Source organism: Streptomyces sp. NPDC028305 (assembly GCF_055569495.1).
Genome location: NZ_JBVHTN010000013.1, coordinates 119,886 through 146,670 on the forward strand (window position 1 = coordinate 119,886; position 26,785 = coordinate 146,670).

27 protein-coding genes and 1 pseudogene are annotated in these 26,785 nt (G+C 73.1%); 13 read left to right on the forward strand and 15 right to left on the reverse strand.

Features of this window, described 5'->3' with window-relative positions:
• Positions 1-8 precede the first annotated feature (8 nt).
• Positions 9-818: a class I SAM-dependent methyltransferase gene (locus ACZ4WQ_RS43785; RefSeq protein ID WP_468022865.1), complete on the forward strand. Its 810-nt coding sequence runs from the start codon at positions 9-11 to the stop codon at positions 816-818.
• A gap of 37 nt (positions 819-855) precedes the next feature.
• Here the strand turns inward: ACZ4WQ_RS43785 and ACZ4WQ_RS43790 are convergent, their stop codons facing one another.
• Complete coding sequence (locus tag ACZ4WQ_RS43790; RefSeq protein WP_311727360.1) at positions 856-1,050, reverse strand: hypothetical protein; 195 nt, start codon at positions 1,048-1,050, stop codon at positions 856-858.
• 83 nt (positions 1,051-1,133) lie between these two features.
• Positions 1,134-1,781 carry a nitroreductase family protein gene (locus tag ACZ4WQ_RS43795; protein ID WP_311727361.1) on the reverse strand — a complete coding sequence of 216 codons (648 nt, stop codon included), beginning with the start codon at positions 1,779-1,781 and terminating at the stop codon, positions 1,134-1,136.
• 135 nt (positions 1,782-1,916) lie between these two features.
• Here ACZ4WQ_RS43795 and ACZ4WQ_RS43800 point away from each other — a divergent pair, with 135 nt between their 5' ends.
• Together ACZ4WQ_RS43800 and ACZ4WQ_RS43805 are read left to right on the forward strand one after the other, a co-directional pair.
• On the forward strand, positions 1,917-2,387 hold the full coding sequence (locus ACZ4WQ_RS43800; protein WP_311727362.1) for a MarR family winged helix-turn-helix transcriptional regulator: 471 nt from the start codon (positions 1,917-1,919) through the stop codon (positions 2,385-2,387).
• Positions 2,384-3,346 carry a tetratricopeptide repeat protein gene (locus ACZ4WQ_RS43805; RefSeq protein WP_468022866.1) on the forward strand — a complete coding sequence of 321 codons (963 nt, stop codon included), beginning with the start codon at positions 2,384-2,386 and terminating at the stop codon, positions 3,344-3,346. Before ACZ4WQ_RS43800 ends, ACZ4WQ_RS43805 begins: the two co-directional genes overlap by 4 nt.
• On the opposite strand, the gene ACZ4WQ_RS43810 is transcribed toward ACZ4WQ_RS43805, so the two are convergent.
• Together ACZ4WQ_RS43810 and ACZ4WQ_RS43815 are read right to left on the reverse strand one after the other, a co-directional pair.
• Complete coding sequence (locus tag ACZ4WQ_RS43810) at positions 3,324-3,509, reverse strand: DUF397 domain-containing protein (protein WP_311727364.1); 186 nt, start codon at positions 3,507-3,509, stop codon at positions 3,324-3,326. The two genes, ACZ4WQ_RS43805 and ACZ4WQ_RS43810, sit on opposite strands and share 23 nt — an antisense overlap.
• Positions 3,506-4,336, reverse strand: a complete 831-nt coding sequence (locus ACZ4WQ_RS43815) for a helix-turn-helix domain-containing protein (RefSeq protein ID WP_311727365.1) — start codon at positions 4,334-4,336, stop codon at positions 3,506-3,508. Before ACZ4WQ_RS43815 ends, ACZ4WQ_RS43810 begins: the two co-directional genes overlap by 4 nt.
• Before the next feature lie 167 nt (positions 4,337-4,503).
• On the opposite strand from ACZ4WQ_RS43815, the gene ACZ4WQ_RS43820 reads away from it, so the two are divergent.
• From ACZ4WQ_RS43820 to ACZ4WQ_RS43835, 4 genes are all read left to right on the forward strand, one after another.
• Positions 4,504-4,953 carry an ATP-binding protein gene (locus tag ACZ4WQ_RS43820; RefSeq protein WP_468022867.1) on the forward strand — a complete coding sequence of 150 codons (450 nt, stop codon included), beginning with the start codon at positions 4,504-4,506 and terminating at the stop codon, positions 4,951-4,953.
• Between the two features lie 349 nt (positions 4,954-5,302).
• The gene (locus ACZ4WQ_RS43825; RefSeq protein ID WP_385340283.1) at positions 5,303-6,253 is read left to right on the forward strand and encodes a helix-turn-helix domain-containing protein; all 951 of its coding nucleotides are present in this window, start codon (positions 5,303-5,305) and stop codon (positions 6,251-6,253) included.
• A 134-nt stretch (positions 6,254-6,387) separates the two neighbouring features.
• The gene (locus ACZ4WQ_RS43830) at positions 6,388-6,747 is read left to right on the forward strand and encodes a hypothetical protein (protein ID WP_311727473.1); all 360 of its coding nucleotides are present in this window, start codon (positions 6,388-6,390) and stop codon (positions 6,745-6,747) included.
• Entirely contained in the window at positions 6,744-7,409 is a 666-nt protein-coding gene (locus ACZ4WQ_RS43835; protein ID WP_311727368.1) for a nucleotidyl transferase AbiEii/AbiGii toxin family protein, read from the forward strand. Before ACZ4WQ_RS43830 ends, ACZ4WQ_RS43835 begins: the two co-directional genes overlap by 4 nt.
• A gap of 139 nt (positions 7,410-7,548) precedes the next feature.
• On the opposite strand, the gene ACZ4WQ_RS43840 is transcribed toward ACZ4WQ_RS43835, so the two are convergent.
• Complete coding sequence (locus tag ACZ4WQ_RS43840) at positions 7,549-8,619, reverse strand: alkene reductase (RefSeq protein WP_468022868.1); 1,071 nt, start codon at positions 8,617-8,619, stop codon at positions 7,549-7,551.
• A 304-nt stretch (positions 8,620-8,923) separates the two neighbouring features.
• Between ACZ4WQ_RS43840 and ACZ4WQ_RS43845 the strand changes: the two genes are divergently transcribed.
• Positions 8,924-9,376, forward strand: coding sequence for a MarR family winged helix-turn-helix transcriptional regulator (locus tag ACZ4WQ_RS43845; protein WP_398370469.1), 453 nt, complete (start codon positions 8,924-8,926; stop codon positions 9,374-9,376).
• 21 nt (positions 9,377-9,397) lie between these two features.
• On the opposite strand, the gene ACZ4WQ_RS43850 is transcribed toward ACZ4WQ_RS43845, so the two are convergent.
• The 5 genes from ACZ4WQ_RS43850 to ACZ4WQ_RS43870 all read right to left on the reverse strand — a co-directional run bounded on the left by ACZ4WQ_RS43850 (position 9,398) and on the right by ACZ4WQ_RS43870 (position 13,707).
• The gene (locus ACZ4WQ_RS43850) at positions 9,398-10,600 is read right to left on the reverse strand and encodes an NAD(P)/FAD-dependent oxidoreductase (protein ID WP_468022869.1); all 1,203 of its coding nucleotides are present in this window, start codon (positions 10,598-10,600) and stop codon (positions 9,398-9,400) included.
• A gap of 101 nt (positions 10,601-10,701) precedes the next feature.
• Positions 10,702-11,646, reverse strand: a complete 945-nt coding sequence (gene sigJ, locus ACZ4WQ_RS43855) for an RNA polymerase sigma factor SigJ (RefSeq protein ID WP_468022870.1) — start codon at positions 11,644-11,646, stop codon at positions 10,702-10,704.
• A gap of 74 nt (positions 11,647-11,720) precedes the next feature.
• Entirely contained in the window at positions 11,721-12,029 is a 309-nt protein-coding gene (locus tag ACZ4WQ_RS43860; protein WP_468022871.1) for a hypothetical protein, read from the reverse strand.
• A gap of 140 nt (positions 12,030-12,169) precedes the next feature.
• Positions 12,170-13,117, reverse strand: coding sequence for a CU044_5270 family protein (locus tag ACZ4WQ_RS43865; RefSeq protein WP_468022872.1), 948 nt, complete (start codon positions 13,115-13,117; stop codon positions 12,170-12,172).
• Positions 13,114-13,707 carry an RNA polymerase sigma factor gene (locus tag ACZ4WQ_RS43870; protein ID WP_311727375.1) on the reverse strand — a complete coding sequence of 198 codons (594 nt, stop codon included), beginning with the start codon at positions 13,705-13,707 and terminating at the stop codon, positions 13,114-13,116. The genes ACZ4WQ_RS43865 and ACZ4WQ_RS43870 overlap by 4 nt, the downstream gene beginning before the upstream one ends.
• Positions 13,708-13,826: 119 nt before the next feature.
• Here ACZ4WQ_RS43870 and ACZ4WQ_RS43875 point away from each other — a divergent pair, with 119 nt between their 5' ends.
• The 5 genes and pseudogenes from ACZ4WQ_RS43875 (at position 13,827) to ACZ4WQ_RS43895 (ending at position 18,753) form a co-directional block, all read left to right on the forward strand.
• On the forward strand, positions 13,827-14,669 hold the full coding sequence (locus tag ACZ4WQ_RS43875; RefSeq protein WP_468022873.1) for a DUF1963 domain-containing protein: 843 nt from the start codon (positions 13,827-13,829) through the stop codon (positions 14,667-14,669).
• Positions 14,670-14,793: 124 nt separating this feature from the next.
• The gene (locus ACZ4WQ_RS43880; protein WP_468022874.1) at positions 14,794-15,381 is read left to right on the forward strand and encodes a hypothetical protein; all 588 of its coding nucleotides are present in this window, start codon (positions 14,794-14,796) and stop codon (positions 15,379-15,381) included.
• A gap of 26 nt (positions 15,382-15,407) precedes the next feature.
• Entirely contained in the window at positions 15,408-16,541 is a 1,134-nt protein-coding gene (locus tag ACZ4WQ_RS43885) for a peptidoglycan-binding protein (protein WP_468022875.1), read from the forward strand.
• A pseudogene (locus ACZ4WQ_RS43890) lies at positions 16,538-17,239 on the forward strand (ABC transporter ATP-binding protein); the annotation flags it as partial. The gene ACZ4WQ_RS43885 and the pseudogene ACZ4WQ_RS43890, both read left to right, overlap by 4 nt.
• A 278-nt stretch (positions 17,240-17,517) precedes the next feature.
• A complete protein-coding gene (locus ACZ4WQ_RS43895) occupies positions 17,518-18,753 on the forward strand; it encodes an ABC transporter permease (protein WP_385340275.1) in 1,236 nt (411 codons plus the stop codon).
• Positions 18,754-18,852: 99 nt separating this feature from the next.
• On the opposite strand, the gene ACZ4WQ_RS43900 is transcribed toward ACZ4WQ_RS43895, so the two are convergent.
• The 5 genes from ACZ4WQ_RS43900 to ACZ4WQ_RS43920 are packed head-to-tail and all read right to left on the reverse strand — an operon-like array spanning position 18,853 to position 26,704.
• Positions 18,853-20,517, reverse strand: a complete 1,665-nt coding sequence (locus ACZ4WQ_RS43900) for a sensor histidine kinase (RefSeq protein ID WP_468022876.1) — start codon at positions 20,515-20,517, stop codon at positions 18,853-18,855.
• Positions 20,514-21,233, reverse strand: coding sequence for a response regulator transcription factor (locus ACZ4WQ_RS43905; protein WP_311727382.1), 720 nt, complete (start codon positions 21,231-21,233; stop codon positions 20,514-20,516). Before ACZ4WQ_RS43905 ends, ACZ4WQ_RS43900 begins: the two co-directional genes overlap by 4 nt.
• 19 nt (positions 21,234-21,252) lie before the next feature.
• The gene (locus ACZ4WQ_RS43910; protein WP_311727383.1) at positions 21,253-23,580 is read right to left on the reverse strand and encodes a xanthine dehydrogenase family protein molybdopterin-binding subunit; all 2,328 of its coding nucleotides are present in this window, start codon (positions 23,578-23,580) and stop codon (positions 21,253-21,255) included.
• A complete protein-coding gene (locus tag ACZ4WQ_RS43915) occupies positions 23,577-25,808 on the reverse strand; it encodes a (2Fe-2S)-binding protein (RefSeq protein ID WP_468022877.1) in 2,232 nt (743 codons plus the stop codon). The genes ACZ4WQ_RS43910 and ACZ4WQ_RS43915 overlap by 4 nt, the downstream gene beginning before the upstream one ends.
• The gene (locus ACZ4WQ_RS43920; RefSeq protein ID WP_311727386.1) at positions 25,805-26,704 is read right to left on the reverse strand and encodes an FAD binding domain-containing protein; all 900 of its coding nucleotides are present in this window, start codon (positions 26,702-26,704) and stop codon (positions 25,805-25,807) included. The genes ACZ4WQ_RS43915 and ACZ4WQ_RS43920 overlap by 4 nt, the downstream gene beginning before the upstream one ends.
• Positions 26,705-26,785 lie beyond the last annotated feature (81 nt).

A 26,785-nucleotide genomic window follows, 5' to 3' on the forward strand; every position in this document is an offset into this window, starting at 1 on the left:
GTGGGCACATGCCCACTCATGATTCACCACGCGAGCCCCATCACGCCCGCGAGATGGCGGAGTCATTCGGCTCGGACGCCGAACGCTACGACCGGGCCCGGCCCCGCTACCCCGACGCCATGGTGGAAGCGATCACCGCCGCGAGCCCCGGACCCGACGTCCTCGACGTCGGCGTCGGAACCGGCATCGCGGCCCGCCAGTTCCAGGCGGCCGGCTGCACGGTGCTGGGCGTCGACGTGGACGCCCGCATGGCCGAGTTCGCCCGCCGCGACGGCGAGCTCGATGTCGAGGTGGCGGCCTTCGAGGCCTGGGACCCGGCCGGCCGGACCTTCGACGCGGTCATCGCCGCCCAGACCTGGCACTGGATCGACCCGGTCGCCGGAGCGGCCAAGGCGGCCGAGGTGCTGCGGCCCGGCGGCCAACTGGCCTTGTTCTGGAACGTATTCCAGCCCTCGCCCGACATCGCGGAAGCCTTCGCCGAGGTCTACCGCCGGGTCCTGCCCGAATCGCCCCGCAACCCCTGGGCGAAGCCCGCGCTCGACCCCTACTCGACGCTGTTCACCAGGGCGGTCGACGGGATACGGCAGACGGGCGCGTTCGGCGAGCCGGAGCAGCGGCGGTTCGACTGGGAGCGCGCCTACACCCGGGAGGAGTGGCTGGATCAGCTCCGTACCGGCGGCGACGCGGGCCAGATGCCACCGGGCAAGCTGGAGGAACTGCTGACCGGCACCGCGGCCGCGATCGACGCGATGGGCGGCGGCTTCACGATGCGGTACGCAGCGGTGGTGGTCACCGCGGCGCGAACCGGCGCCGCCTGACCCGGCTTACGGCCCGGCGCCGGTCCCTCGCGTGCCCCTACTCGTCGCCTGAGTTCTCGCTCTGGCTCCGGCTCCGGTCTTTACGCCCCGCCTTGCGCACCAACTCGCCCGCCGCCAGAGTCGTGGCTGCCGCCGCGCGCACCCAGCGCGGGCCGCCCCGCGCCGCCCACACGACGCAGACACACCCTCCGACGGCGAGTACGACGATGCCGGACAAAACGAGCACGGTCATGCCCATGCCCCCTCCCTCTCCTGTGGTCCGCGAATCCTCCCAGTCCGCGATGGGGACCCGCCACGGTCTGGGGGCCTGTTCGCTCACCACCGTTGCCAGTGCAGGACCTGCTCCCGTGGAATGCGGGGCGCGGGCTTGAAGTCCGTGCCGATGGTGAAGGCCAGCGGGATGAACGCCGCCAGCATGACCTGCTCGTACGGCACTCCGAGCACCTGAGCCAGCTCGCGTTCGAGCGGCCCCTGCGCCGTGGTCCACACCGTGCCCAGGCCACGCGCCCGGGCGGCCAGCATGAAGCTCCACACCGCGGGCAGGATCGACCCCCACGCCCCCGCCTGCACGGCCACCGGGGCGCGGTCGGTCCGTCCCTCCACACCAGGGATGACGAACGCGGGCACCCGGTGGATGTTGTCGGCCAGGTGACGCAGACCGTCGAAGACCCGCTCGGTGGAGCGCGCGTGATAGTTCATCCGCCACATGTCGCGCTCGGTCAGCGGCTGCCCGGTGGTCAGAGGCAGGGCACGCAGGAAGATGTCGGCCACCGCCCGCCGCTGCTCCGGCTCGGTGACGACGAGGAAGTGCCAGCGCTGCCGATTGCGCCCGGTGGGCGCCTGCACGGCCAGGTCCACGCACTCCTCGATCAGGGCCCGGGGCACCGGGCGGGTGAGGTCCAGGCGCTTGCGTACCGCGCGGGTCGTGCTCAGCAGCTCATCAGGGGTGAGATCCAGCGTCATGACGCGCCTCCATCTGGATGCAAACAATTGACGGGCAGACGATCTGGACCGTATGACCGCCAATCATCTGCTGTCAAACAATCTTCGGGGAGATTAAGCTGCTGTAGCCTGAGGGATCACCGGAAGAGGAGAGCGATGGCGACCACGAACAGAGCAGCCGACCCCGCCCGGCCCGTGTACTTCGCGCAACTCGCCGCCGAGCGGCTGGACATCGCGCTGTGCCGGGCCTCGGCCGCCGTGGCCCGCGCCGCCGACGCGCACGCCGCCGGGGAGGGGCTCGGAGTCGGGCAACACCTCGTGCTCCAGATGCTCGACGCCGTCGGCCCGTGCTCCCAGCAGGCACTCAGCGAGGAACTGCGGATCGACCGCAGCGTCATGGTCAGCATCTGCGACGACCTGGAGCAGTCGGGCCACATCCGCAGGGAGCGCAACCCCCGCGACCGGCGCTCCTACGCCGTCACCATCACCGACTCGGGCCGCCGACGGCTCGCCGAGGCCCAGGCCTCGATCCCCGCATTCCTGGAGGACACCTTCCGCGCCCTCACCCCCGACGAGCGCGGCCAGCTGAGCGCGATCCTCGGCAAACTCCTCCGTGCAGCTTCATGACGGATGACGAGGAGGCGACGAGCACGCTGCTGATCAAGGCCAGTTCGCTGCTCCGCGACAGCAACGAGCGGCTGATGGACGACGCGGAGATGGACGCTGTCCCGCGCCTGCTTCAGGAGGCGTCCCACTGCTACGACACGGTCGCGCGGAAGCTGAGCGCCGACGACGCGGAGACCGCCGCCACCGTCGCGGTCGGACGCTCGGCCGTGGCGGCGCTGGCCCTACAGCAGTGCGCCCTCGACGAACTGAACTGCGACTGGTCATGGGAGGACGAGAGCGACGGTCCGTACCTGGGCCATATGCAGGAGTTCGACGACGACGGCATCAGCGAGCCACTCGTCGCGGGGGCAATCGAGGCGGCGCGCGCGGCCCTGGACGCCGATCCCGGCGACCCGCTGGTGCCCCTCCACCTGGGCCACGCCCTGTGCTGGTCCGGCGACCGGGACGGCGCGGTCGCCGCGTACGCAGAGGCGCTGCGGCGCGACCCGGAAGACCACGTCGCGCGCGACAGGCTCACCGAGCTGGGCGAAGAGGTGCCCGAGGAAGATGATTTCGACGGCACCGGGTCCCCGGACCGCTACGCCTTCGCCTTGGTCCGTGCAGAGGCCAGGAACGCGAGCTGGGGATGGTCTTCCATCGCGCTCGCTTCCAGCGCGGCCGTCGCCGCGCGTCGCGACGCCGACGGGGTCCTCAGCAGCCTTGCCGACGCGGATCTCACCCGAGAAGAGCTTGCCGAGATGCTGAGGCTGACCCTCGAAATCCACCGCCCGGGCCAGCCCGTCACCCGCTTCGACCTCATTGACCACGTCCCGGACGAGCCCCGTAGCGGCTCATTCCTCATCGACTGGCCGGCCATCCCGGAGGGCGAGCCCTTGGACCCGCCCCTTCCGCCGGGTCGGCCCGTCCGGATCGACGGCCAGACCTGCTTCTACGGCGTCAGCGACGGCCCGCGTAGGTGAGGAAGGCGGTCCAGGCGGCGGGAGTGACAGCGAGTTGGGGGCCGTGGGGGTGCTTGGAGTCGCGGACGCGGATGGTGTCGGGGGTGCGGGCGACCTCGACGCACTCGGGGCCGTCGTTGCTGCTGTAGCTACTCTTGGTCCACTCGGAGGGCTTGAGGGTCATTTCGTCTCTCCCCGCAGTTTCTCGATGAAGGCCAGAGACTCACGTGGCGTGAGCGCCTGAGCCCGGATGATCCCATACCGCATCTCAAGGATCTGGACCTCCTTAGGATTGGAGATCAGGCGGTTGGACAACTGGGCTTCCCAGTGGCCCACCGTCGTACCGTCCCTGAGCTTCAGCAGTTGGAGCTGTCCGCCCATCCCGGCATGGTCCTCGCGATCCGTTGGCATCACCTGGATCTGCACGTGCCTCAACTGGCCAAGTTCCAATAGGTGTTCGAGCTGGCGTCGCAGCACCATTCTGCCCCCGAGCGGGCGCCGTAGCGTCACCTCTTCTTGCACGAATGTCAGCATGGGCGCGGGGCGTTGCTCGAAAATCTCTTGCCGGGCGAGACGAGCCGCCACGTGGCGCTCGATCTCGTCCTCTGAGTACGTCGGCCGCCGCATGTCAAACAGTGCGCGCGTGTACTCCTCCGTCTGCAACAGCCCATGCATGTTGTGGTTGCCGTAAGCGCCCAGCTCTCCGGCCTCAACTTCCAGCTTCGCCAGATCCCGAACCTTCTTCGGATACCGCGCCTCCGCGACGTCCTTCTTCATCGCCGCGATCTTGCCGCCCGCCCCCACCACTTCATCCGTCTTGTCCAGGAACTCCGGCCGGGGAATCCGCCGCGCCCGCTCGACGGCCGAAACCAACTCCTCCCCGTAACCGATCGCCGCCCCCAACTCCACCTGCTTCATCCCCGCCGCCTCACGCCACAGCTTGATCTGGCGGCCGACGGCCCTCAGCACCGCACCGCTGTCGTCCTCTTCGAATCCCTGGACCTCGCTCATGATCTGCCACCTCCGACGTGTCCGTGCCCAACGTCGCCCGACCAGCGCCCGTCACGGCGTACGGGCCGGACAAGCGCCGGACCGCAGCCGGAGCACCACCGGACGGTCACCGCCCGTATTGGCGTCGCTACTTTTCAGCCTAGACGCGCGCGGCCACGCTGAGTGACATGAGCCGACATTTCACTCGAACAGACACTTCCGTTTCCGTCCCGCCGCCCGCCGCCCGCCACTTCACCGTCCTGCTCTCCGCCACTCGCAAGGGCGCCCGCCTGGCCCGCCTCCTCGCCACCGAACGACTCCGCTCATGGGGGCTGCCACACGAGACGGCGGCACTCGTCATCGCCGAACTGAGCGCCAACGCGGCGCTGCACGGCCGCCTGCCGGGCCGGAACTTCCGCCTCACGCTGGCCGTCGCGGCGAACGGCCCGACGGCGACGCTCCGTATCGAGGTACGGGACTCGCGCACGGAACGGCTCCCGGCACTCCGCCGACGCGGGGAGACCGACGGCGAGTCGGCGCATGGGCTGCTGCTCGTGGAGGAGTTGGCGGACCGCTGGGGTGCGGTGCCCGAGCTGATCTGCAAGACGGTCTGGGCCGAGCTCACTCTCCCCCTCTGAGCCCCGCCTCACCGGAGGCCGGAAACGCCGACTCCGGTGCTGCGGGCGCTGGTGAGGCGGGCGATCAAAGACAAAGAACCTTAAGAAAGAACCCACCCAACCCAACCAAACCCCGCACCCGTCACCCAGATAGGTGAATCCGCCCAACTCGACTGGCGTATCAGCCGATTGGCGAGGCAGGCTCGGTCTTGACAACCCCAGACATGCGACGGCCCCCGGCCGGGAGTGGCTTCCCGATCGAGGGCCTGACCACCGAGGAAGAAGAGGCTTCCTGATGGCTGAACAGCAGCTTAGCGCGCCTCCGCGTGCCCGTTTCCTGGTTCGTCGATCCGCCAGCGGAGTTACCTCAGTGAGTGAATACCAGCCTGCCCAATACACGATCATCGGCCACCATCTCTCCCAGCACCACGACCTCTCCCTGACCGCGATCGGCCTCGGCACGCACATCTTGTCGCTGCCCGATGGCTCGCCGGTGGACATCCTGACGCTCGCCGAGAAGTTCCCGGAGGGCCGGGCTAAGATCGCCGCCGCGCTGCGGGAGTTGGAGGCGCACGGGTACATCGAGCGCGTCCGTGAGCGCACGCCCCAAGGGCAGTTCATCACCCGGACGTTCTCGTACAACTTCCCCGAGGCCACCCGCGCCCGCCGCGAACGCGAGGCACAGGCCGCGCGTCTCGCTCCCCTACGGGCCGTACCGTCGCTGCAGAAGTCACCGAAGCCGAAGACCAGCGACTCCCCGTCCGGCACCAGCAGCCGCACCGACGCCAGCACCGGCGCCGCTCCCGACGCCGACCCTGACCCGGCCCCCGTCCCGGCCTCTGACGCCAACACGGCCGTAGACGTAGATCCCACGCCGCAGCCTCACCCCGACCGCGTACCACCGCCGCCCCTCCCCCAGCCCGCCGCGCCCGCGCCCGAGCGCACCCGCACCGCAGCCGCCCTGCTCGCCACGCTGCGCCGCGACGACGACCGGTTACTGCTCTCCGAGCGCGACGTACACCGCCTCGCCCCGGCCGTGGCCGCCTGGTTGGAGCGCGGCGCCACCCCCGACGCCGTACGCCGCACCCTGGCCACCGGCCTCCCGCCGGACCTGCGCCACCCCGCCGCCCTGCTCGCCCACCGCCTCACCGCGCTGCTCCCGCCACCTCTCCCAGCGGACCAGCCGGCCGAGCCCGCACAGCGCCCGCCAGTCGTCCCCCTCCAGAACTGCGACGGCTGCGACCGCGCCTTCCGCGCCCCCAGCCCCGGCTGCTGCCGCGACTGCCGAGAGGCGAACGAGGCCCCGGCCGTCGCCGCGTAGACGCCCCTCCTCAGGAGATCCCATTGCCAGCCGCCCAGACCGGTACCGACAACGAAGCTCTCGCTGAACCTGCACGGCATTCCCAGGGACCTCGCCGCTTGCCCGAGTACGCAATACTTGTCCGCATGTCCGCGATGTCTGCCGCCGAACCGCCACTGTCTGCCGCAGAGGTGCTGCGGCAGCGCTATGCGAGAAGGCTTCCCGGCTCACTCAGCGAGCTGGCTGGACCAGCGCATGGTGCCGTTCAGCTGCCGTTGCACGTGGCCTGGTCCGGGCTGACGCGGTTCGATCTTGACAGGCCGCGGTCGCGGATGAGCATGTACCGCACGGTGCTGGCCGAAGGGCAGCACCACGACCTCATCGCCCTGCTGCACCGGGACCTCCTGATCGGTCAATGGCCCGTCCTTCGCATGCTGATCAGCCGCACGATCCGTGATGTGTGGGAGGCGGCCTTCTCCGAGCTGGCCTCCGCTCGCCCGGCAGCCGCGGCGTGAACCTCAGCGACTTACACCGCCGCCTGTTATCCGACGTCCTGGCCATCGGCGCCGTCTACCCACTGGTCATCACCGGCGGGTACGCCGTGCAGGCGCACGGTCTGGTCGACCGGCTCAGCCAGGATCTCGACGTCGCGACGGAGAACCCTGCCCCCATGGAGGAGATCACCCGTACCGTCAGTGCCGGGCTGACCGCGCGCGGCTGGGAGGTGAGGGAAATCGGCGCAGACCCGCTGTCCGGGCGCCTCGTTGTCACGGACCCCGCCAGCGGTGAGCAGTGCGAGGTCGACATCCTGAAGGAGGCCTTTTGGCGCCCGCCCACGGCATCCGAGTACGGCCCCGTCCTCGCCTTCGACGACGTCATCGGGACGAAGGTGCGAGCCCTCGCGGACCGCGGAGCCGTCCGCGACTTGATTGACGTCCACGCCGCCTCCCGTCACTACACCACCGCTGACCTGGAGGCACTCGGCCGCCGTCACGCACGGGACGAGTTCTGTCTTGAGGATCTTCAGACCCGTCTGGCCGGTACGGAGTGGTACGAGGACGAGGAATTCGCTGCCTACGGCCTCACCGACGCTAACACGGCCGCCTTGCGCACCTGGGCCCAGGACTGGTGTGACGACCTCTCTGAACGCCTGTACGAGCACATCGCCGACGACTGACAAGGCCGTACATCCGCTGCTTCACGACCACCTCCTGCCCTACTACCGGAAGTGCGGGCGCCCGAGGGTGTTCAGCTCCGGGGCTGACCGCCCAGCGGGCGCCCGCCGCACACGACACGCTTAGCTGTTCGGGCAGGTATCAGCCCAGGGCGGGGTAGTCGGTGTAGCCGCGGTGGTCGCCGCCGAAGGAGGTGGCGCGGTCGGGGGTGTTGAACGGGCCGCCGGCGGCGAGGCGGGCCGGGAGGTCGGGGTTGGCCAGGTAGAGCGCGCCGTAGGCGATCAGGTCCGCGATGCCGTCCTCCACAAGACCCAGCTCGTCCGGGCCGGTCGGGTCGGTGCCGGTGAACGGGTTGAGGATGAAGGTGCCGGGCCACTCCTTGCGCAGGCGGAGGGTCAGGTCGCGCACGCCCGGGGCCTCCATCTGGTGCAGATAGGCGAGGCCCAGCGGGGCCAGCCGTGCCACCAGGGCGCCGTAGGTCTCCTGGATGCCGTCCTCGGCGATGTCGTTGTAGGGGTTGCCGGGCGAGATGCGGAAGCCCACCTTCTCGCCGCCGATGGCCTGGGCCACCGCGGTCGCCACCTCGACGGCGAAGCGGATACGGCCGTCGACCGAGCCGCCCCAGGCGTCGGTGCGCCGGTTGGAGTTGGGGGCGAGGAACTGGTGGACCAGATAGCCGTTGGCGCCGTGGATCTCCACGCCGTCGAACCCGGCGGCCACCGCGTTGCGCGCGGCGGTGGCGAAGTCATCGACGGTCCGGGTGATCTCGGCCTCGGTCAGCTCCTTGGGGGTGACGAAGTCCTTGGGGCCCTCGTGGGTGAAGACCTTCCCCTGCGGCGCCACCGCGGAGGGGCCGACCGGCAGCTGGTCGTCCGGCAGCAGGCTGGGGTGGCCGATACGGCCGGTGTGCATCAGCTGCGCGAAGATCACCCCGCCCTCGTCGTGCACGGCGTCGGTCACCTTGCGCCAGGCCTCGACCTGCTCCGCGGAGTGCAGGCCCGGGGTGTCGGGGTAGCCCTGCCCGACCACCGACGGCTGGGTGCCCTCGGTGACGATCAGCCCGGCGCCGGCCCGCTGCGCGTAGTAGGTCGCCATCAGGTCCGTCGGGGTCGCCCCGGCGCCGTATGCGCGGCTACGGGTCATCGGGGCCATCACGATGCGGTTGGCCAGGGGCTTGCCGCCCAGGTCGTACGGGTCGAATGCCGTCGCCATGATCACATTCCTTGTTCACGGAGGGGCGCCACGGGGCGTGACGCCATTAGCTGTCCGAACAAGTAAATCCCAGCAGGGCATTCCCGCAAAATTGTGACCTGCATCACCACGCACCCCGCTTTACCGCGATCTCCAGCACATATGGGCTCACCGCCGTATCGGCATCGAGCGCGATAGGCTCGTACCTGCTCGAGCAGCTACACATCGCAGCGAGGGACGTATGAGTCAGCCGAAGGACACGTCCGGCAGCCAGTCCGGCAGCCAGTCGACCGCCGCCGAAGCCGCGGCAACGGCCGAGATGACGATGCCGCCCTCCGTCCAGGCCGGTGCCATGACCCACGCGATCTTCCGCGTCGCCCGGCTGCACCGCATGCTCGCCGCGCAGCTGCTGCGCCGCGTCGGCCTCCACCCCGGTCAGGAACTGGTCATGATGCAGCTGTGGGACCTCGGACCCCAGCGCCAGACCGACCTGGTGCGCCTGCTCGGCTCCGACGCGGCCACCATGACCCGCACGATCCGGCGCCTCGAACACGCCGGCTTCGTCCGCCGCTCCCCCTCCACCACGGACAAACGCGTCACCATCGTCGAACCCACCACCGCCAGCCTCGCCCTGCGCCGCCAGGTCGAGGAGGTCTGGGCCGAGCTCGAAAGCTCCGTCGCCGACAGCCTGACCCCGGACCAGCAGACCGAGGCCATCGACGTCCTGAGCCGGATCGAGCACAGCCTCGTCCACGCCACCACCACCGGATCGCCGTAGCGTGCTCCTTCAGACCCTCCTTCAGACGGCCGATCCCGCCCGGGCCCGCTCCCGCACGACGCGGCGGCGCCGGGTCGGCATCCCGAGCATCGGGTTGGCGACGCCCCAGGCCGCGCCTTTGCAGACCAGTTCCTTGTAGACGGCGGCGAACCGTCCGGTCAGGGCCGACCGGACGGCGCGGTCATCGGCGGTGACGTACTGGATCAGGCCCTCCTTGCGGCCCAGCGAGATGCACTGGTTGAAGTAGCGGAGCGGCGCGTTCGGGAGCTTTGCGCCGGTCAGGCGTGCCGCGATGGCGTCCGCGGCCTGCCAGGCGGTGGGGGTGCCCGAGGCGCACGACATCCGCAGCGGCTTGTCGCCGGGGCCCATCGCCATGGCCGCGTCACCGATGGCGTACACGTCCGGGTGCGAGACCGAGCGCATGGTCGCGTCGACCACGATCTGGCCGGTGCCGGTGGTCTCCAGGGTGGTGGCCTGCGCGATCGGGTGGACCGCGAAGCCGGTGGTCCACACGGTGACCGCGGCCGGGATGGCCTTGCCGTCGGCGGTGACGACGCGGTCGGCCTCGACGCCGGTGACGGCGGTGTGCTCGTGCACGGTGATGCCGAGCTTGTCGAAGACCTTCCGGACGTGCCGGCGGCCCTTGGGCGAGAGCCAGTCGCCGAGGCCGCCGCGGGCGGCGAGGACGACGGCGAGGTCCCGGCGGGCCTCGGCGATCTCGGTCGCGGCCTCCAGGCCGGTGAGGCCACCGCCGACGACGACTACGGGCTGTCCGGCGCCCAGGCGCGCCAGGCGCTCGCGCAGTTGGAGCGCTCCGGGGCGGCCGGCGATCTCGTGGGCGTGCTCGGCGGTGCCGGGGACGCCCTGGTCGTTCCAGCCGCTGCCGAGGGCGTAGACGAGGGTGTCGTACTCCAGTTCCTCGGCGCCGTTCGCGTCGAGGACGTCGCGGACGTCGCGGACGGCGACGGTCTTGCGGTCGACGTCGACATCGGTGACCTTCGCGAGCTTCAGCTCGACGCCCGTGCCCGCGAACATCTGGCCGAAGGGCCGGAGCTTGAGGTCCTGGCCGACCGCCAGCTGGTGCATCCGGACGCGCTCGACGAAGTCGGGCTCGGCGTTGACGAGGGTGATGGCGACGTCCTCGCGGTGCAGCCGCTTGGCGAGGCGCCCGGCGGCGATGGCTCCGGTGTAGCCGGCTCCGAGGACGATAATGCGGTGCTGCATGTCCCTGCTCCTGTCTGTTCCTGTCTTCAGCAAGTCGCCCCTTGAACCGGGCGGCCCGCCGTTTCCTGACAGGAACGCGATGTGAAGCACCTCACACCGGGTCAGAAGGCGTGGAACAGGGGCTCCCCGTGGTCGACGGCCGCCCACTGCTCGGTCGCGCGCTCGAGCTTGTCGGGGTTGACCTGGTTGCGGAACGCGGCAATGCCCTCGGCGGTGACCTCCAGGCACGCGACGCCGACGACCCGGCCGTCGACGACCGCCACAATGGCGGGGTCGCCGTTGGCGGTCATGGCGTAGATCTCGGCTGAGCCGCCGGCGAAGTCGCGCTTGGCCTTGCTGGGTTTGAACAGGCCCCACATGAACTTCGCGACCGCGAGGGCGCCCTCGAACGCCTTGGCGCGGGCCGGGACCTTCCCGCCGCCGTCGCCGACCGCGATGGCGTCCTGGGTGAGCAGCCGCACGAGGGGCTCGGGCCGGCCGCTGGTGGCGGCCGCGAGGAACTCCTCCACGATCCGCCGGGCGGCCGCCTCGTCGACCTCGGTACGGGCCTGGCCGGCCGCGACGTGCTTCTTGGCGCGGTGGAAGATCTGCTGGCTGGATGCCTCGGTGATGTCGAGGATCGCGGCGATCTCCCGGTGCGGGTAGTCGAAGGCCTCCCGCAGCACGTACACCGCCCGCTCGTTGGGAGACAGGCGCTCCAAGAGGGTGAGGACCGCGTACGAGACCGATTCGCGCTGCTCGGCGGTATCGGCCGGACCGAGCATCGCGTCCCCGGCGAGCAGCGGCTCGGGGAGCCATCGGCCCACGTAGGTCTCGCGCCGCGCGCGGGCCGAGGTGAGCTGGTTGAGGCACAGGTTGGTGAGGACCTTCGTCAGCCAGGCCTCGGGGACCTCGACGCGGTCGACGTCGGCGGCCTGCCAGCGCAGGAAGGTGTCCTGCACGGCGTCCTCGGCCTCGCTCGCGGAGCCGAGGAGGCGGTAGGCGATGGCTTCCAGACGGGGCCTGGCGGCCTCGAACCGATCCACGTCGCTCATGCTCAGGGGCATGGCCCTGATCCTACTTGGGCCCTGTCCGGTGGATCTTGACGCCTGTGGTCTGGGGCGGGAGCCCCCCTCAACGGTCAGCGTCGGTCCTCGACCGTCCAACCGTCGCCCAACTCACGGCGCAGGGCGCCCAATGCCGCGTCCGACTGCCGCCTGAACAGCTCCCGTTCCTCTGCGGGCCACGGAGACGGATCCGGCGGGTAATCCCAGTCGATGGACGACTGGTACCACTCGCACAGCCTCTCCAATTCGGCTCGCGTGGCCGGGCTGATCGGCAGTCGTTCCAGCTCGCAGGGGTAGCCGTACGGGCTGTCGAGGTCGTACGGCCACAGCAGGGTGTCCGAGACGCCGGGTTCGAAGAAGAAGCGCAGGTGGTAGGGCGGCATGGGGCACTTTCTCACGGGCGGCGCGTCCGCCCGGGGGTCACGCCGCGCCGACGTGGGCGAGCACCGGGGCCGTGCACCGGCAGGTCGCCGGTCTTCCGCTGACCGCGCCCTGAGTCCCGGGCACGGTCAGCGGTCGGGGGTCAGGCGATGTGGTCCACAGGGGTGTTGGCCAGGTAGGTGTAGCGGGCCTGGAGGGCGCCGGTCCTGGGGGCCGTCTCCGTCTCCTCCAGGAGGTCTCCCGTCTTGGGGTTGATGATCAGGCGGACGGTGGTGGAGGCGGTGTTCCACTCCAGGGCCGTGCCCCTGCGGCCGGTGGTGTCCTTGGCGGGGCCGACGACCTCGACGCCGGGGAGACCGGCCAGGACTCGGTAGAGCCCGGCGCGCAGGTCGGGGCCGGCCGGGGACTCGCCGAGGAGGGCGGTGGCATTGTCGAAGGTGCTCTTGGCCTTGCCGTCGGCGGAGTTGGCGGTGGGCAGCAGCGAGGCGAGAGTCTTGGGGTCGGTGGGGAGCTTGTCGAGCTGGTTCCAGTCGAGGGTCCGGTCGCCGACGGTGTACGCGCGGGCCGTGAAGGCGACCTTGGTGGACCCGTCCGGGTTCACCTCGGTGGTCTTCCCCTTCCGGTCCAGATACCTGGTGTGGGTGCTCTCCTTCTCGCCGTCCGCCGGGACGGTGAGGTTGAGGGTGGTCTTCCAGTACGGGGCCTTGGTGGCGGGGGCGGAGGCCGCGACCTGTGCCATGTCGTTGAGGAACGCCTTGGCCGAGGCGGCCTGCGGGGGCTGCGCCGGTGCGCTGTCGGACTCCGTGAGGGCCGGGTACACGACGACGCCGGCGGCGACGGCCGCGGCCAGCGCCGTGACCACGACGCGGGGGCGGAAGAACAGCCTGGCGAGGCCCGCACGGCGGCGAGGGCGCGCGGCCGACGGGGTGACGGCGGCGGCCTCGGTGTCCCGCTCGATCGCCGCGCGGAGGACGGCCTGCGCCGCCGCCACCGTCTCGGCCTTCGGTGGCGCCACCCGGCCTGCGGCCATCAGGGTCTCCGCTCCGGGGAAGTCGAGGTGGTCGCTGCTGAAGGTGTCGGTGCGGGTCATGCGGACTCTCCTGTCTTGGACATCCGGGTGGCGGAGACGAGGGCGCCGAGCCGCTCGCGCAGCCGGGTACGGGCGCGGTGCAGCCGGGAGCGGGCGGTGCCCGGGGGGACGCCGACGACCGAGGCGGCCTCGGTGGGCGTGAGCTGCTCCCATGCGATGAGCAGCACCAACTCCCGTTCGACGGCTGGCAGCTTGGTCAGCGCGTGGCGCAGCACCGGCGCGACCGCCGCGGCGTCCAGCCGCTGGTCGACGGCCTGCCACGGGTCGCTGGCGATGCCCTCCGCGAACTGCGCCGAGCCCGGCGGCGCCTCCGTCTCCAGCCGTCGCCAGTGCGCCGCCAGGACGTGTCGGGCCACCCCGAACAGCCAGGCTCTGGCCGTCCCGCGCGCCGCGTCGAACCCGTGCCGGCCCGCGTACGCGCGCAGCCACAGCTCCGAGAGCAGGTCGTCCGCCGCGCCCGGGGCGCGCCGTACGAGATAGCCGTGCAGCGCCGCCGAGTGGCGGGTCACCAGCGGCTCGAACGCCGTCGGGTCCCGCTGCGAGCGCAGCAGCAGTTCGTCGTCCGCGTCGGTATGTACTTCCCTGATCACAGGGCCTCCGTCTCCGACCGCCGAAGTGGACGGTCTCACCCCCTACTTGTCGGGCGGAGCGATAAGCGTTCGCGCCGCCGGGACGCCAGCCTGTCGGAGTCGGGTGTTTGACTGCGGCCATGGATCCCGAGAGCACACTCTCCGCCCTGCGCGACTTCAGCGCCGACCGCCTCGGCCCGGAGCTCGCCGCCCGCTTCGTCGAACTCGCCCGGCCCGGCTTCGCGCTCACCGAGGCCGAGGGTCCCGGGGAGGTCGCCGGGCACAGCCGGTTCGGGGGCCGCGCGATGCTCGAACCGGGCACGCCGTGGCCGACCTGTGACGGCTTTCCGCTGAGCCTGATCGCCGTCCTCGACACCGACGCCCTGGCCCCCTGGCTCGGCGATGTCCTCCCCGCCGGGACGGGCTTGCTCAACTTCTTCTATCTCGATACCGAATCCGAGCAGCACGACCCCGTTTCCTACGATCTGATGTCCAAATACGGCCACTACGAGGTGGAGGTGAGCAGCGTGATCGCGGCCCGCTCCGCGCACGCCGCCGAGACGGCCCCGCCCGCCCGGTCCAGCGTCTTCGAGCCGATTCCGTGGGCGGCGACGCCCGGGTTCGCCTTCCCCGACACCTGGGACCCGGCCTGGAACGGCTTCGATGTGGGGCCCGACGCCGACGACATGGCCAGGGCCATGCCCGGCGACTATGTGGAGAATCGGCTCACCGAGTGGTCGCGGCGGCCGGGCGCGCTCGATTCCGAGGACATCGCCTTCGGCTGGCCCCAGTTCCCCACCGGCAGCTCGCCGATGGTGCCGTTCGGCAAGGACCCGACCCACTACCACCATCTGCTTCAGCTGTCCTCGCACGACGAGTGGGCCATCGGCGGCGACGGCGGCTGGATGCACTGGGCGATCCCCATCGACGCGCTGCGGACGGGCGACTTCGGCCAGGCGGTCCCGACCCCGGACATCTGGTGACCACGCTCCCGGGCCGGTTCTTGATGGCTTCTTCATAGGTTCTTCATAGGGCCCCTCATACGTTCGAGCCCGCCCTGCCGCACCGGCGGCCGGGCGGTCACGAGCAATTGAGGGATCTGTGTCCATGAAGGCATGTGCGCGTCGGCGGTTCGCGGCCCGGGCGTGGCCCGCCGTGGTGGTGTCGGTGGTGGCACTGGGGCTGGCCGGGTGCGGTGGGGGCGGCGGGGACGGGGACGAGGTGGCCTCGGCCCGGAGCGGCAAGCGCTCGTCCGGCGGGTCCAAGGCGGGTGACGGCGAGGTCGCGCGGTACGTCGAGGGGCAGCGCAAGTACGCCGAGTGCCTGCGGGGCAAGGGGCTCGACGTCCCCGACCCCGATGCGAAGGGGCGCATCGAGTACGGCGATGTCCGGGAGTTGAAGGCGGACCCGAAGTTTCGCGCGGCACAGGAGAAGTGCTCAAAGTATTCGCTCCCGGTGCCCGAGGAGCTGGAGAAGGAGACGCGCCCGGAGCTGTCCGCCAAGGAGATCGCGACCAAGAAGCGCTACTCGGCCTGCATGCAGGAGAACGGGGCCCCGGACTTCCCGGACACCGGCGACGAGGGCTACTTCGACGAGAAGATGTGGGACCAGACCTCGGCGGGCGCCAAGCGGGCCATCCGCACCTGTGCGCCGATCATCGGGGCCCCGGCCGACCCCGGCAAGGGCAAGGGCTGATGGGCGTCGGGCGCAGGTCCGTACTCGTGGGAGCCGGCGCCGTGGTGGTCACCGCCGTGGCGGTGGTCGGCGCGCTGGGGCTCGGCGGCGGGGAGGACGGTCCGGGGTCCGGCGGGCCGGACTCCGGGCGCGAGGGCGGGACGGTGCGGGTCACGCGGGGCACGCTCGTCGACGAGACGGAGGTCGACGGGACGCTGGACCACGGGGCCGAGGTGCCCTTCCAGGTGCGGGCGGAGGGGACCATCACCTGGCTACCGAAGCCGGAGAAGACCGTGGCGCGCGGCGGGACGCTGCTGCGGGTGGACGAGCGGCCCGTCGTACTGCTCTACGGGGATCTGCCGATGTACCGGGAGCTGGCGGTCGGCGAGGACGCGGACCGGCCCCTCCGGGGGCTGGACGTCCGGCAGTTCGAGTCCAACCTGGCCGCGCTCGGCTACTCCGGCTTCACCGTGGACGACACGTACTCGGAGCTGACCGCCGACGCGGTCAAGCGCTGGCAGAAGGACCTGGGCAGGCCCAGGACCGGCAAGGTGGGCATCGGGGACGTGGCGTACGTACCCGGCCCGATCCGGGTCGCGCGCACGAGCGGGCGGGTGGGGGGCCAGGCCACGGGGGACGTGCTGAGCTACACCAGCACCTCCCGGGTGGTGACCGTCGAGGCGTCGGCCGGGGACACCGGCTGGGCGGAGCGGGGCCGTCAGGTGACCGTCGAGCTGCCGGGCGGGCGTGCGGTCAAGGGGCGCGTGGCCGAGGTCGGCCAGGACGCCTCCCCGGCGTCGCAGGGCGCGGGGAGCGGCGCGGGGGCCGAGGGCGGCGACGGAGGCGGGGCCGGGAGCGGCAGCGGGGGCGGGGCGAAGAGCGCCACCGTTCCCGTGCTCATCCGCATCGCCGACCAGAAGGCGCTGGGGCGGCTGGACAGTTCGCCGGTGACCGTCCGCTATGTCGGCCGCAAGCGCGAGAACGTCCTGACCGTGCCGGTGGCCGCGCTGGTGGCGCTCGCCGAGGGCGGTCACGGGCTCGAACTCGCCGACGGCGACGGCAGCGGCGGCAAGAAGGGCGGGCGCTTCGTCGCCGTCGAGACCGGTCTGTTCGCGAACGGCAAGGTCGAGGTCAGCGGGTCCGCCGTGCGCGAGGGCATGAAGGTGAGGATCCCCGGATGAGGCCCGTCGTCGTCTTCGAGGGGGTGACCAGGACCTACCCGGGCGGGGTCACGGCGGTCCGTGACGCGGATCTGCTGATCCACTCCGGGGAACTGGTCGCCGTCGTCGGCCCGTCCGGCTCCGGGAAGTCGAGCCTGCTGCACCTCATGGGCACGCTCGACCGGCCGACCGCCGGGCGGGTCGCGATCGACGGCCACGACGTGGCCCGGCTGTCCGACCGGGAGCTCTCCGCGCTGCGGGCGCAGCGGATCGGCTTTGTGTTCCAGCAGTTCCACCTGGCGGTCGGGGTGCCGGTCCTGGACACGGTGGCCGACGGGCTGCTCTACGCAGGCGTGTCCTTGCGGGAGCGCCGCCGCAGGGCCGCGGAGGCGCTGACCCGGGTGGGCCTTGGCCACCGCTCCGGCCATCTGCCCCACCAGTTGTCGGGCGGAGAACGCCAACGGGCCGCCGTGGCCCGGGCGGTGGTCGGGGAACCCGCGCTGCTGCTGGCCGACGAGCCGACCGGCAATCTCGACTCGGCCTCGGGCGCGGCGGTGCTGGAGCTGCTGCGGGAACTGCACGCGGTCGGTACGACGGTGGTGGTGATCACCCACGACCGGGAGCTGGCCGCGGCGCTGGACCGGCGGGTTGAGGTCCGCGACGGGCGCATCGTCGCCGACAGCGGGACGGTTGCGGCAGGCGGGGCGGGTGTGGCACGCGGGACGGTTGCGGCAGGCGCGGCGAGCCCGGCGGGCACTGCCCGCGCCGCGCGCGCGGCACCCCTGGCGGGTGCGGCCGGTGCGGCGGGTGCTGTGGGCGCGGCGAGCCCGGCGGGTGCTGTGGGCGCGGCAGGCCCGGCAGGCGCGGCCCACCCGGTGGGCGCTGTGGCGGGCGATGCGAGTCCGGCGGGCACTGCCCGCGCGGCGCGCGCGGCACCCCCGGCAACGCCGTCAGCCGCTGCGGACGCAGGCGACGCGGCTTCCTCCGGGAGGCGGCCGTGAGCCGGCGGCGGGCGGCCTCGCCCCGACCGCCCCGACCGCTACGGCCGGCCCGGCTGCGGCCCGCGGACTTCGTCCGCCTGGGCGGCACCGGGCTGCGTACCCGGCCGCTGCGCGTGCTCCTGTCCGCGCTCGGCATCGCGATCGGCGTGGCCGCGATGCTCGCGGTCGTCGGGATCTCCATGTCCGGGCGCGCCGAGGTGGACCGCAGGATCGACCGGCTGGGCACCAACCTCCTGCGCGTCGTGCCCGGTCAGGGCGGCCAGGGCGCGCAGGGCGGGAGCGCCCGGCTGCCCGAGGAGGCCACGACGATGATCAGGCGCATCGGACCGGTGCGACAGGTCGCGGCGACGGGCGCCGTCGAGGACGCCAAGGTCTACCGGAACGAGTACATCCCCAGCGGGCGCACCGGCAGCATCGAGGTGCTCGCGGCCGAGCCGCGGCTGCTGGGGGCGGTGGGCGGGAAGGTCCGTACGGGCAGGTGGCTGGACTCGGCCACCGCCGAGTACCCCGGGGTGGTGCTCGGTTGGAAGGCGGCCCGGCGGCTGGATGTGGCGGCCCCGGGCACCCGGGTGTGGCTGGGCGGCACCTGGTTCTCGGTGGTGGGCGTGGTGGACCGGGTGCCGCTGGCGCCCGAGATCGACCAGGCGGCGCTGGTCGGCTGGCCCGCTGCCCAGCGGTATCTGGGGTTCGACGGCCACCCGTCGACCGTGTACGTCCGCACCGAGGACAGCCGGGTGACGGCCGTACGCGACGTGCTCGCGGCGACCGCGAACCCCGAGCACCCGGACCAGGTGGTGGTCTCGCGGCCCTCCGACGCGCTGGCCGCGCGCGAGGCGGCCGAGTCGGCGCTGACCGGGCTGCTCCTGGGGCTCGGCGGGGTCGCGCTGCTCGTGGGGGGCGTGGGGGTGGGCAACACCATGGTCATCTCCGTGCTGGAGCGTCGCCCGGAGATCGGGCTGCGCAGGGCGCTGGGCGCCACCAGCGGGCAGATCCGGGGGCAGTTCGTCACCGAGTCGCTGCTGCTGTGCGCGCTGGGCGGGGCGGCCGGGGCCGTGCTGGGCACGGGCATCACGGCCGTGTACGCGGGGGTGCGGGGCTGGCCGACCGAGGTGCCGCTGTGGGCCACCGCGGCCGGGGTCGGGGTGACGCTGGCCATCGGGGCGCTGGCCGGGCTGTATCCGGCGATACGGGCCGGGCGGCTGGCCCCGACCCAGGCGCTCGCCGGGTCCTGAGTGGAGCGCCCGAAGCCTGGGTTGCGGTGAGTATGGGACAGTGACACGCCGACGCTACGGCGTGTCACTGTCCCATACTCACCGCAAACTCACCGCAAACTAGTGGGCGGCGGCCGTGGGGAGCTCGAGGGTGAACGTCGTGCCGGCGCCGACCTCGCTCTCCACGCCGACCGTCCCCTGATGGTCCTGCACGATCTGGCGGACGATGGACAGCCCGAGCCCGCTGCCGCCGGTGGCCCTCCCCCGCGCGGCGTCGGCCCGCCAGAAGCGGTCGAAGACGTGCGGCAGCTGCTCGGCGGGGATGCCGTGCCCGGTGTCGCCCACCCGCACCACGGCCCGCGCGTCACGGCGCGCCAGGGACAGCCGGACGGTGCCGCCGGGCGCGGTGGCCCGTACGGCGTTGCTCACCAGGTTGCCGACGGCCTGCCGCAGCCGGTCCGCGTCGGCGTGCGCGTACACCGGGTCGCCGGGCGGCGTCTCGACGGTGAGGGCGACCCCGGCGCGCTCGGCCCGGGCCCGGTGGGCGGTGCGGCAGGTGTCCAGCAGTTCGCTCAAGGAGATGTACTCGCGGTGGTAGGTGAGGGCGCCGGCCTCGGCGAGCGCCAGATCCTGGAGGTCGTCGACGATCCGCTGCTGGAGCAGGACCTCCTCGTGGAGCGAGTCCAGCAGCTCGGGTTCCGGGTCGACGACGCCGTCGCGCAGCGCCTCCATATAGCCGCGCAGATTGGCCAGCGGGGTGCGCAGTTCGTGCGCGACGTCGCCGACGAGCCTGCGCTGGCGCTCCTCGCTGGCCTGAAGTGACTCGGCCATGCGGTTGAAGGACCGGCCGAGTTCGGCGATCTCGTCCCGGCCGGTCACGGGCACCCGCCGGGCCAGGTCGCCCTCGCCGAGGCCGCGGGAGGCCGCGGTCAGGGCGCTGACGGGGCGGAGCACCGTCCGGCTGAGCAGCAGCGCGCCGAGGATGGCCGCCACGGCGACGGCCACGGCCGCCGTGACCGCGGGCGCGGCGGCGAGGGCGGACGGCGGCTCGTCGAGGGCGCCGAGGCGGACTTGGAGCGGCGGCGGGGCGGCGTCGCTGATCTGCTCGGCGAAGACCCGCTGGAGGCACGGGGTGATGCCCTCGCCCGTGGCGGACAGGCAGGGCCGCGCGGCCGTGTCGTACCGGGCGTACTGGGCCGCTGACGGTTTCGGCCGCGGGCAGGACCCGCGCGACGCCGGGGTGCCGCCGCCTCCCGTCTTCCGGCCGGCCGAGTACGTGGGCACGCCGTAATCGTCCCGCCCGACCGTCACCTCGAAGCCGTCGCGGGTCAGACATGCCGCGTACGCCGTCCCGGAGCGGTAGTTGGCGATCGCGGTCACGGTGAGCTTGGCCGCCGCCAGCGGGACCAGCCCGTCGGGCAGCCGCAGTTCGGGGCGCGGGTCCACCAGGAGCGGGGCACCCGGGCCGGTCTTGCGGGGCTCATGGCCCGTCAGGATGTCCGAGTCGGCCAGCGGGGCACCGGAGCCGGTCGTGCCGGTGACCCGGATGCGCTGCCCGGTGTCGGTGGCCAGCTCGCGCACGGCGGACGCGACGCCGTCCCAGGTGCCGTGCCGCAGTCCGTACTGGCGCAGCTCGCCGGTGACCCGGTTGATGTCGGCCCGGTCCGCGGCGGCCGTCTCGTTCGCCTGCCGGGTGGCCTGGCGCAGCGTCAGCCAGGCGGTGGCCGCGGTGGCTGCGATCACGAGCAGCATGACGAGGGCGAGCGCCCGCAGCCGGAAGCTCACCGCACGGGGCCCGGGTCCGGCTCAGGGACCGGGCCCTGGTCCGCCAGCCGGTAGCCGCGCCCGTAGACGGTCTCCACCATGCGGGGCGCTCCGGGCCCGCGCTCCAGCTTGCGGCGCAGGTTCATCACATGCGCGTCCACGGTGCGCTCCAGTACGTTCTGCTCGAAGCCGAAGACCCGGTCGACGATCTGCGCCCGGGTGAAGGCGCGCCCCGGCTCGCCCGCCAGCAGGGCGAGGATGGCGAACTCCTTACCGGTCAGCGCGATCACCTCGCCCGCGAGCCGCACCTCGTAGCGCGCGGTGTCGATCTCCAGCGCGCCGGCCCGGATGACCGCCGGCTCCCCCGTGGCGGCCCTGGACCGCCGCAGCAGGGCCCGGACGCGGGCGGTCAGCTCGCGGGGGCTGTAGGGCTTGGTCATGTAGTCGTCGGCGCCGAGGTCGAGCCCGAGGAGCATGTCCTCCTCCGTGGCGCGCGCGGTCAGCAGCAGGATCGGCACCTGGGACTCGGTGCGCAGGATGCGGCACACGTCCAGGCCGTCGACCTGCGGCATCATCACATCGAGCACGATGAGGTCGGGGCGGGTGGTCCTGGCGCGGTCGATCGCCGAGCGGCCGTCGTGGACCGTCTGAACGGCGTTCCCCTCCCGCTCCAGATAGATCCGGATCAGCCGCGCCTGTTTCTCGTCGTCCTCGGCGACCAGGATGCGCGCGCTCAACAGCCCACCCCCCTGGTGATCAGGTCGTGTTGACGACCGCCGCCTGGGGCCGGATCGGCAGCCTGTTGACCGGGCGGGCGGTCGCCGAGCGGACGGCCGAGGCCACCGCCGCCGGGGTGGTGACGACGGGCACCGCGCTGGCGGCCTTGGCGCCGAAGGGGGCGACCACGTCCCGCTCCTCGACGAGTTTGACGATGTGGATGTCGGGGACGTCCACGGCGGTCGGCAGGGTGTAGCCGGTGAGGTCGGGGTGGCGGATCACGCCGCGGGAGGTGCGGAGGTTCTCGGTGAGGGCCGCGCCGATGCCCTGGGCGACGCCCGCCTCGATCCGGGCCGCCAGCTGGCGGGGGTTGAGCACCCGGCCCACGTCCTGGGCGACCGTCATGTCCACCACGCGCACCGCGCCGATCTCGATGTCGACGTCGACCACGGCGCGGATCGCGCAGAAGGCGAGGCCGACGAAGGCGTCGCCCTGGCCGGTCTCGTCCAGCGGCTCGGTGGGGTGCGGGCGGCACTGGGCGGTGGCCCAGAGCTCCTTGCCCTCCAGGGCCTCGTCGACGGTGGTGCTGAGCACCCCGTCGTACGAGGTGATCTTGCCGTCGGCGATGGTCAGCAGCTCCGTCGACATGCCGAACTTGTGCGCGAGCGGCTGGAGCAGCTGGGTGCGGACCATCTTCGCGGCCCGCTCGACCGCGCCGCCCGACACCCAGGTGTGGCGGCCGCGCGCCGCGGGCCCGGCCGGGGGCTGGTCGGTGTCGACCGGGGCGACGTGCACCTCCTCGATGCCGAGGACCTCCTGGACGATCTGTCGGGCCAGGGTGGTGAAGCCCTGGCCGGTCTCGACGGCCGCGCAGATGACGGTGGCCACCGAGCCGGTGACCTTGACCGTGGCGGTGGAAACCTCGTCGGCGCCCTCGGCGCCGAGCATGTGCACCATGCCCAGGGCGTAGCCGACGCCGCGCCGCACCGCGCCCGGCTCGCCCGCGCCCTCGGGGCCGCCGGGCAGCAGCCACTCCTCCTCGGGGTCGTCCTTGGGGAGCGGGGGCAGCGGGGTGTCCCGTACGGCGCGCAGCAGTTCGGCGACCGGGGCCGGGCAGGTGACGGTCTGGCCGGTGGGCAGCAGATCGCCGGTGGCCATGGCGTTGCGCAGCCGGATCTCGGCCGGGTCGAGGCCCAGCTTCGCCGCCAGCTTGTCCATCTGGCCCTCGTACGCGGCGCACACCTGCATGGCGCCCTCGCCGCGCACATGGCCGGACGGCGGGTTGTTGGTGCGCACCGCCCAGCCCTCGATGAACGCGTGCGGCACGACGTACGGGCCGCAGGCGAAGGAGACGGCGGCGGCCAGCGCGTCCCCGGAGGAGTCCGCGTACGCGCCCGCGTCCAGCAGGATCTGCGCCTCGACCTTCACCAACTTGCCCTCGGCATCGGCGTGGTGACGGTAGCGCAGCAGGGTGGGGTGGCGGTGGGCGTGGCCGAGGAAGGACTCCTCGCGGGTCGCGGCGAGCTTGACCGGGTGGCCGGTGCGCAGCGCGAGCAGGCCGAGCGGCAGCTGCATGCCGGGGTCCTCGCGCTCGCCCATGGCGCCCGGCACGCCGGTGACCACGACCTTGACCCGCTCCGGCTCCAGGCCGAAACAGGCGGCGGCCAGGTCGCGGTCGGCGTGCGGGTCGGTGGAGGCGGTGTAGATCTCCACGCCGCCGTCGGGGCGCGGCACGGCCAGGCCCGCCTCGGCGCCGATGGGCGCCGGGTCCTGACGGCCGATCCGGTACAGGCCCTCGGCGATGACCTCGCCGACGACGTCGGGGTCGCCGAAGCGCAGCGGGATGTGGCGGACCAGATTGCCGTCGGGGTGCAGCGGCTCGGCGGCGAACGCCTGCTCGGGGTCGGTGACCGGCTCCAGCACCTCGTACTCGACGGCGATGGCGGCGGCGGCCAGCCGGGCGGTGTCGGGGTGGTCGGCGGCGACCGCGGCGATCGGCTCGCCGTGGTGGCGGACCAGGTCCTTGGCGAAGACGGGGCGGTCGGCGACGCGGCGGCCGTGCGCGGCGTCGCCCGGCACGTCGGCGTGGGTCACCACGGCCCGGACGCCCGGCATCTGGGCGGCGGGCGCGGTGTCGATGGAGACGATGCGGGCGTGCGGATGCGGGGAGCGCAGCACGGCGGCCCACAGCAGCCCCTCGGCCCACAGGTCGGCGGCGTACGGGAAGGTGCCGGAGGTCTTGGCCGCCGCGTCGACGGGCTCCAGCGACACCCCGAGGCCGATGACCGGCGGCTCCTTGGGCGTGAGGGGGACTCCGGCGGCGGGGGTTGCGGTGGCGGCGCCGGTGCCGTCCGCGATTCCAGTCATGCCGTAGCCCTCCCACTGCCCGTGCCGCTGCCGCTGCCGTCGAAGCCGCCGTCGCCGGTGCCGTTCATCCCCGGCGGGCCCGCCTGGTGCGGGATGCGGGCGGCGGCTTCCTGCCCGCCGTCCGCCGCCTCGTCCTCCTCCGCGGCGGCCGCGGCCGCCGCCTCCCGGGCCTCGACGACCTCGCGGACCGCGTCGACCACCCCGCGGTAGCCGGAGCAGCGGCACAGGTTGCCGCTGATCGCCTGCCGGGTCTGGAGGTCGGTCGGGGAGTGGTTGCCCTCCAGCAGGTCGTGCACGGTCATGGCCATCCCGGGTACGCAGAACCCGCACTGCACCGCCCCGCAGGCGGCCAGCGCGCGCTGCACGTCCGAGGGCTGCCCGTCCACGGCCAGGCCCTCGACCGTACGGACCTCACAGCCCGCGGCGGTCGCGGCGGGCACCAGGCACGAGGCCACCAGCCGACCGTCGACCTGGACGGAGCAGGCGCCGCACTCGCCCTGCGAGCAGCCGTCCTTGGCCCCGGCCAGGCCCAGGCGCTCGCGCAGCACGTAGAGCAGGGACTCCCCGATCCAGGCGTCGGTGACGGGGCGGTCGGCGCCGTTGACGTGCAGGACGTAGGAGGCGCTGGGGTGCTCGCTGTCGGTCTGGAGGGTCTCGGCGGCGTCGGCGGCCTCGGGTGCGGCCTGGTTCGGTGCCTCCAGAGCTTCCGGTGCGTCCAGGGTGTCCGCCGTGGCCTGCGCTTCCGGTGTGTCCGGCTCGGCGACCTCTGGGGCCGTCTCCTCGGCCAGGGGCGCGCCGTGGCCGTCCGGCGCCAACTCGGCCGATTCGGCGTCCTGTCCGGGGTCGGGCTCCGCCGGGGCATGGGGGGCCTCGTCCGCCACGGGGGCCTGGGGGGCCTCGGGGGCGGCGGCCGCTACGCCGTGCGGCGGGGTCGCCCGGCCCGCGTGGTCCTCGGCGTCGTAACCGTCGTAAGCCTCGTAAGCGTCGTCTGCGAATCCGCCACGGCCGCCCACGGGCGCCACGCCGTGCGGCGGGGTCCCCGGGCCGGTGTGGTCGTCGACGCCGACCGCGCCACCGCCCACCGGGCCGTCCTGGGCGCCGTAACCGTCGTAGCCGTCGTAAGCGTCGTCTGCGAATCCGCCGCGGCCGCCGACGGGCGCCACGCCGTGCGGCGGGGTCGCCTGGGCCGTGTGTCCGGCCGCGGAGGCGGCGCTCTGGGCGCCGTGCGTCAACTCCTCGGGCCAGTCGTCCACCTCGGGCACCTCGGTGCCCCCCGCCGGGGTGGGTGCGCCGGGGTGTCCGATGGGCACATCGGCGCCGCCGGGCAGCCTCAGCCGTCGCCGGGCGGGGCCGCGGCTCGCCGGCGGGGCCGCGGGCGCGGGGCCGCTGCGGACGGCGTGGTCGCCGAGCGCGTACTCGCCCGAATCGTCGGCGCCCCCGGCTCCGTTGTCACCGGCCGCCGGAACCGGCCACTGACCGGTCCGGCCCGGCTGCTGCGGGTGCTGCCCGGGCGCGCCGTCCGCGAAGGGCGTCGTCCACTGCGCGGTGTCCGGCCCGCCGTACGGGCGCGTCGCCGGGCCGGGGTGCTCGTCGACCCGGTATTCGCCGGTCTCGTCGACGCCGTCGTCGGCCGCGGCCGGGATCGTCCACTGGCCGTTGGCCGCGGCCTCGGGCACGGGCCACTGGGCCGCGGCCGCCTGGTCGTTCACCGGGTACACGCCGGTCTCGTCGACGCCGTCGTCGGCGGCGAACGGGATCGTCCACTGGCCGGTCCGGCCCGGCTGCTGCGGCTGCCACTGATCGTGCGGGGAGTGCTGGGCGTGCGGGTTCTGGTGTTCCCCGTAGGCGTACTCGCCCGAGTCGCCGTTCCCGCCCGCGCCGGGCTGCGCCCACTGTCCTGAGGCATCGGCGCCGGCATCCACCGGCATGGTCCAGTGCCCGGTCCCCGACTGGTCGGCGGGCGCTCCGGGCGCGTGGGCCGTCGGCTGCCACTGGCCGCCCTGCGAGGGCGCGCCGGGCGCGCCCGTCATGGGCGGCGGGGTGTAGCCGGTGCCGGGGGCCGCGAGCGGGTCCCACCCGCCGCCCGCGAGGGCGGCCGGGTCGTGGTGCGAGTGGTCGGGCGGCAGCTGCACGAACGCGGTGGCCTCCGCGTCGTACTCGGGGCCGTGCGGCATCGGCTGCCACCCGCTCCCCGGTTCCGGCCGGTGCGGCTGCTGTTCGTCACTCACGCGAGTGCCCTCCCCAATGCTCGGCGGGCCAGAGCTGCCACCGTACGCCTCAGATGGATGGCGGCGGGCGGCAGGGGCACCGGCTCGGAGCCGTCCGCCGTTGGAGCCGGGTCGGGAATGCAGGCGGCGGCGACGTACTCCCCGAAAGCCGCGCTCACCTGCGGGTCGAGACGCCCCCGGTCGCCGTCCCAGTCGATCAGCGAGGCCACCCAGCGCTCGGCCTCCAGCGGCCGCAGCGGCATGGGCGCGACCGCGCCGACCGCGCAGCGCACCCCCCGCCGCGCCGGGTCCAGCACAACGGCGCACGAGGCCGTGGCCCGGCCCGGGCCGGTGCGCCCGGTGGCCTTGAGGAACGCCTGGGGGGCGTGCAGGATCGGCACCCGCACGAACCCGACGAGTTCGCCCGGCCGCAGCATCTCGACCCCGGCCAGCAGATGGCTGACCGGGATCTCGCGGCGCGCCCCCTCGGGCCCGGCGATGATGACCGTGGCCTCCAGCGCGGCGAGCACCGGCAGCGCGTCGCCCGTGGGGGCGGCGGTGACGATGTTGCCGCCGAGGGTGCCGGCGTTGCGGATCTGCGGCGGCCCGGCGGCGCGCGCCGCGGCGGCCAGCGCCGGGATGAGCGCGGCGAAGTCGGGGCGGCCCATGCGCGCGTGGGACAGTCCGGCGCCCAGCAGGGCGTGCCCGTCCAGGTAGCGCCAGCCGCGGATCTCGCTGATCCGGCCGAGGCCGACGAGCGCGGCCGGCCGCAGCAGCCCGGAGTTGACGGCGGCCATCAGATCGGTTCCGCCCGCGACGGGCACGGCGGCGGGCATGGCGGCCAGCGCCGCCACGGCCTCGTCGAGCGTGCTCGGCAACGTCACCGTGTGCGCCGCCTGCGGTGCGTGCGTGGTCAACCCAGCTGCCCCTTCCCCGGTGTCCCGGCTGTTGCGCCGTACGGTACGTGCTGACAGCCCGGACGTGGCAACTCTGGCACA

Coding starts and splice junctions, on each gene's coding strand:
- ACZ4WQ_RS43875 (WP_468022873.1), top strand. CDS start 13,827: ATGGATCCCGAGAGCACACTCTCCGCCCTGCGCGACTTCAGCGCCGAC.
- ACZ4WQ_RS43790 (WP_311727360.1), bottom strand. CDS start 1,050: ATGACCGTGCTCGTTTTGTCCGGCATCGTCGTACTCGCCGTCGGAGGG.
- ACZ4WQ_RS43840 (WP_468022868.1), bottom strand. CDS start 8,619: ATGGCGACGGCATTCGACCCGTACGACCTGGGCGGCAAGCCCCTGGCC.
- ACZ4WQ_RS43830 (WP_311727473.1), top strand. CDS start 6,388: ATGTCTGCCGCCGAACCGCCACTGTCTGCCGCAGAGGTGCTGCGGCAG.
- ACZ4WQ_RS43860 (WP_468022871.1), bottom strand. CDS start 12,029: ATGCCGCCCTACCACCTGCGCTTCTTCTTCGAACCCGGCGTCTCGGAC.
- ACZ4WQ_RS43810 (WP_311727364.1), bottom strand. CDS start 3,509: ATGACCCTCAAGCCCTCCGAGTGGACCAAGAGTAGCTACAGCAGCAAC.
- ACZ4WQ_RS43785 (WP_468022865.1), top strand. CDS start 9: ATGCCCACTCATGATTCACCACGCGAGCCCCATCACGCCCGCGAGATG.
- ACZ4WQ_RS43815 (WP_311727365.1), bottom strand. CDS start 4,336: ATGAGCGAGGTCCAGGGATTCGAAGAGGACGACAGCGGTGCGGTGCTG.
- ACZ4WQ_RS43845 (WP_398370469.1), top strand. CDS start 8,924: ATGCCGCCCTCCGTCCAGGCCGGTGCCATGACCCACGCGATCTTCCGC.
- ACZ4WQ_RS43800 (WP_311727362.1), top strand. CDS start 1,917: ATGGCGACCACGAACAGAGCAGCCGACCCCGCCCGGCCCGTGTACTTC.
- ACZ4WQ_RS43880 (WP_468022874.1), top strand. CDS start 14,794: ATGAAGGCATGTGCGCGTCGGCGGTTCGCGGCCCGGGCGTGGCCCGCC.
- ACZ4WQ_RS43805 (WP_468022866.1), top strand. CDS start 2,384: ATGACGGATGACGAGGAGGCGACGAGCACGCTGCTGATCAAGGCCAGT.
- ACZ4WQ_RS43795 (WP_311727361.1), bottom strand. CDS start 1,781: ATGACGCTGGATCTCACCCCTGATGAGCTGCTGAGCACGACCCGCGCG.
- ACZ4WQ_RS43910 (WP_311727383.1), bottom strand. CDS start 23,580: ATGACTGGAATCGCGGACGGCACCGGCGCCGCCACCGCAACCCCCGCC.
- ACZ4WQ_RS43820 (WP_468022867.1), top strand. CDS start 4,504: ATGAGCCGACATTTCACTCGAACAGACACTTCCGTTTCCGTCCCGCCG.
- ACZ4WQ_RS43865 (WP_468022872.1), bottom strand. CDS start 13,117: ATGACCCGCACCGACACCTTCAGCAGCGACCACCTCGACTTCCCCGGA.
- ACZ4WQ_RS43850 (WP_468022869.1), bottom strand. CDS start 10,600: ATGCAGCACCGCATTATCGTCCTCGGAGCCGGCTACACCGGAGCCATC.
- sigJ (WP_468022870.1), bottom strand. CDS start 11,646: ATGCCCCTGAGCATGAGCGACGTGGATCGGTTCGAGGCCGCCAGGCCC.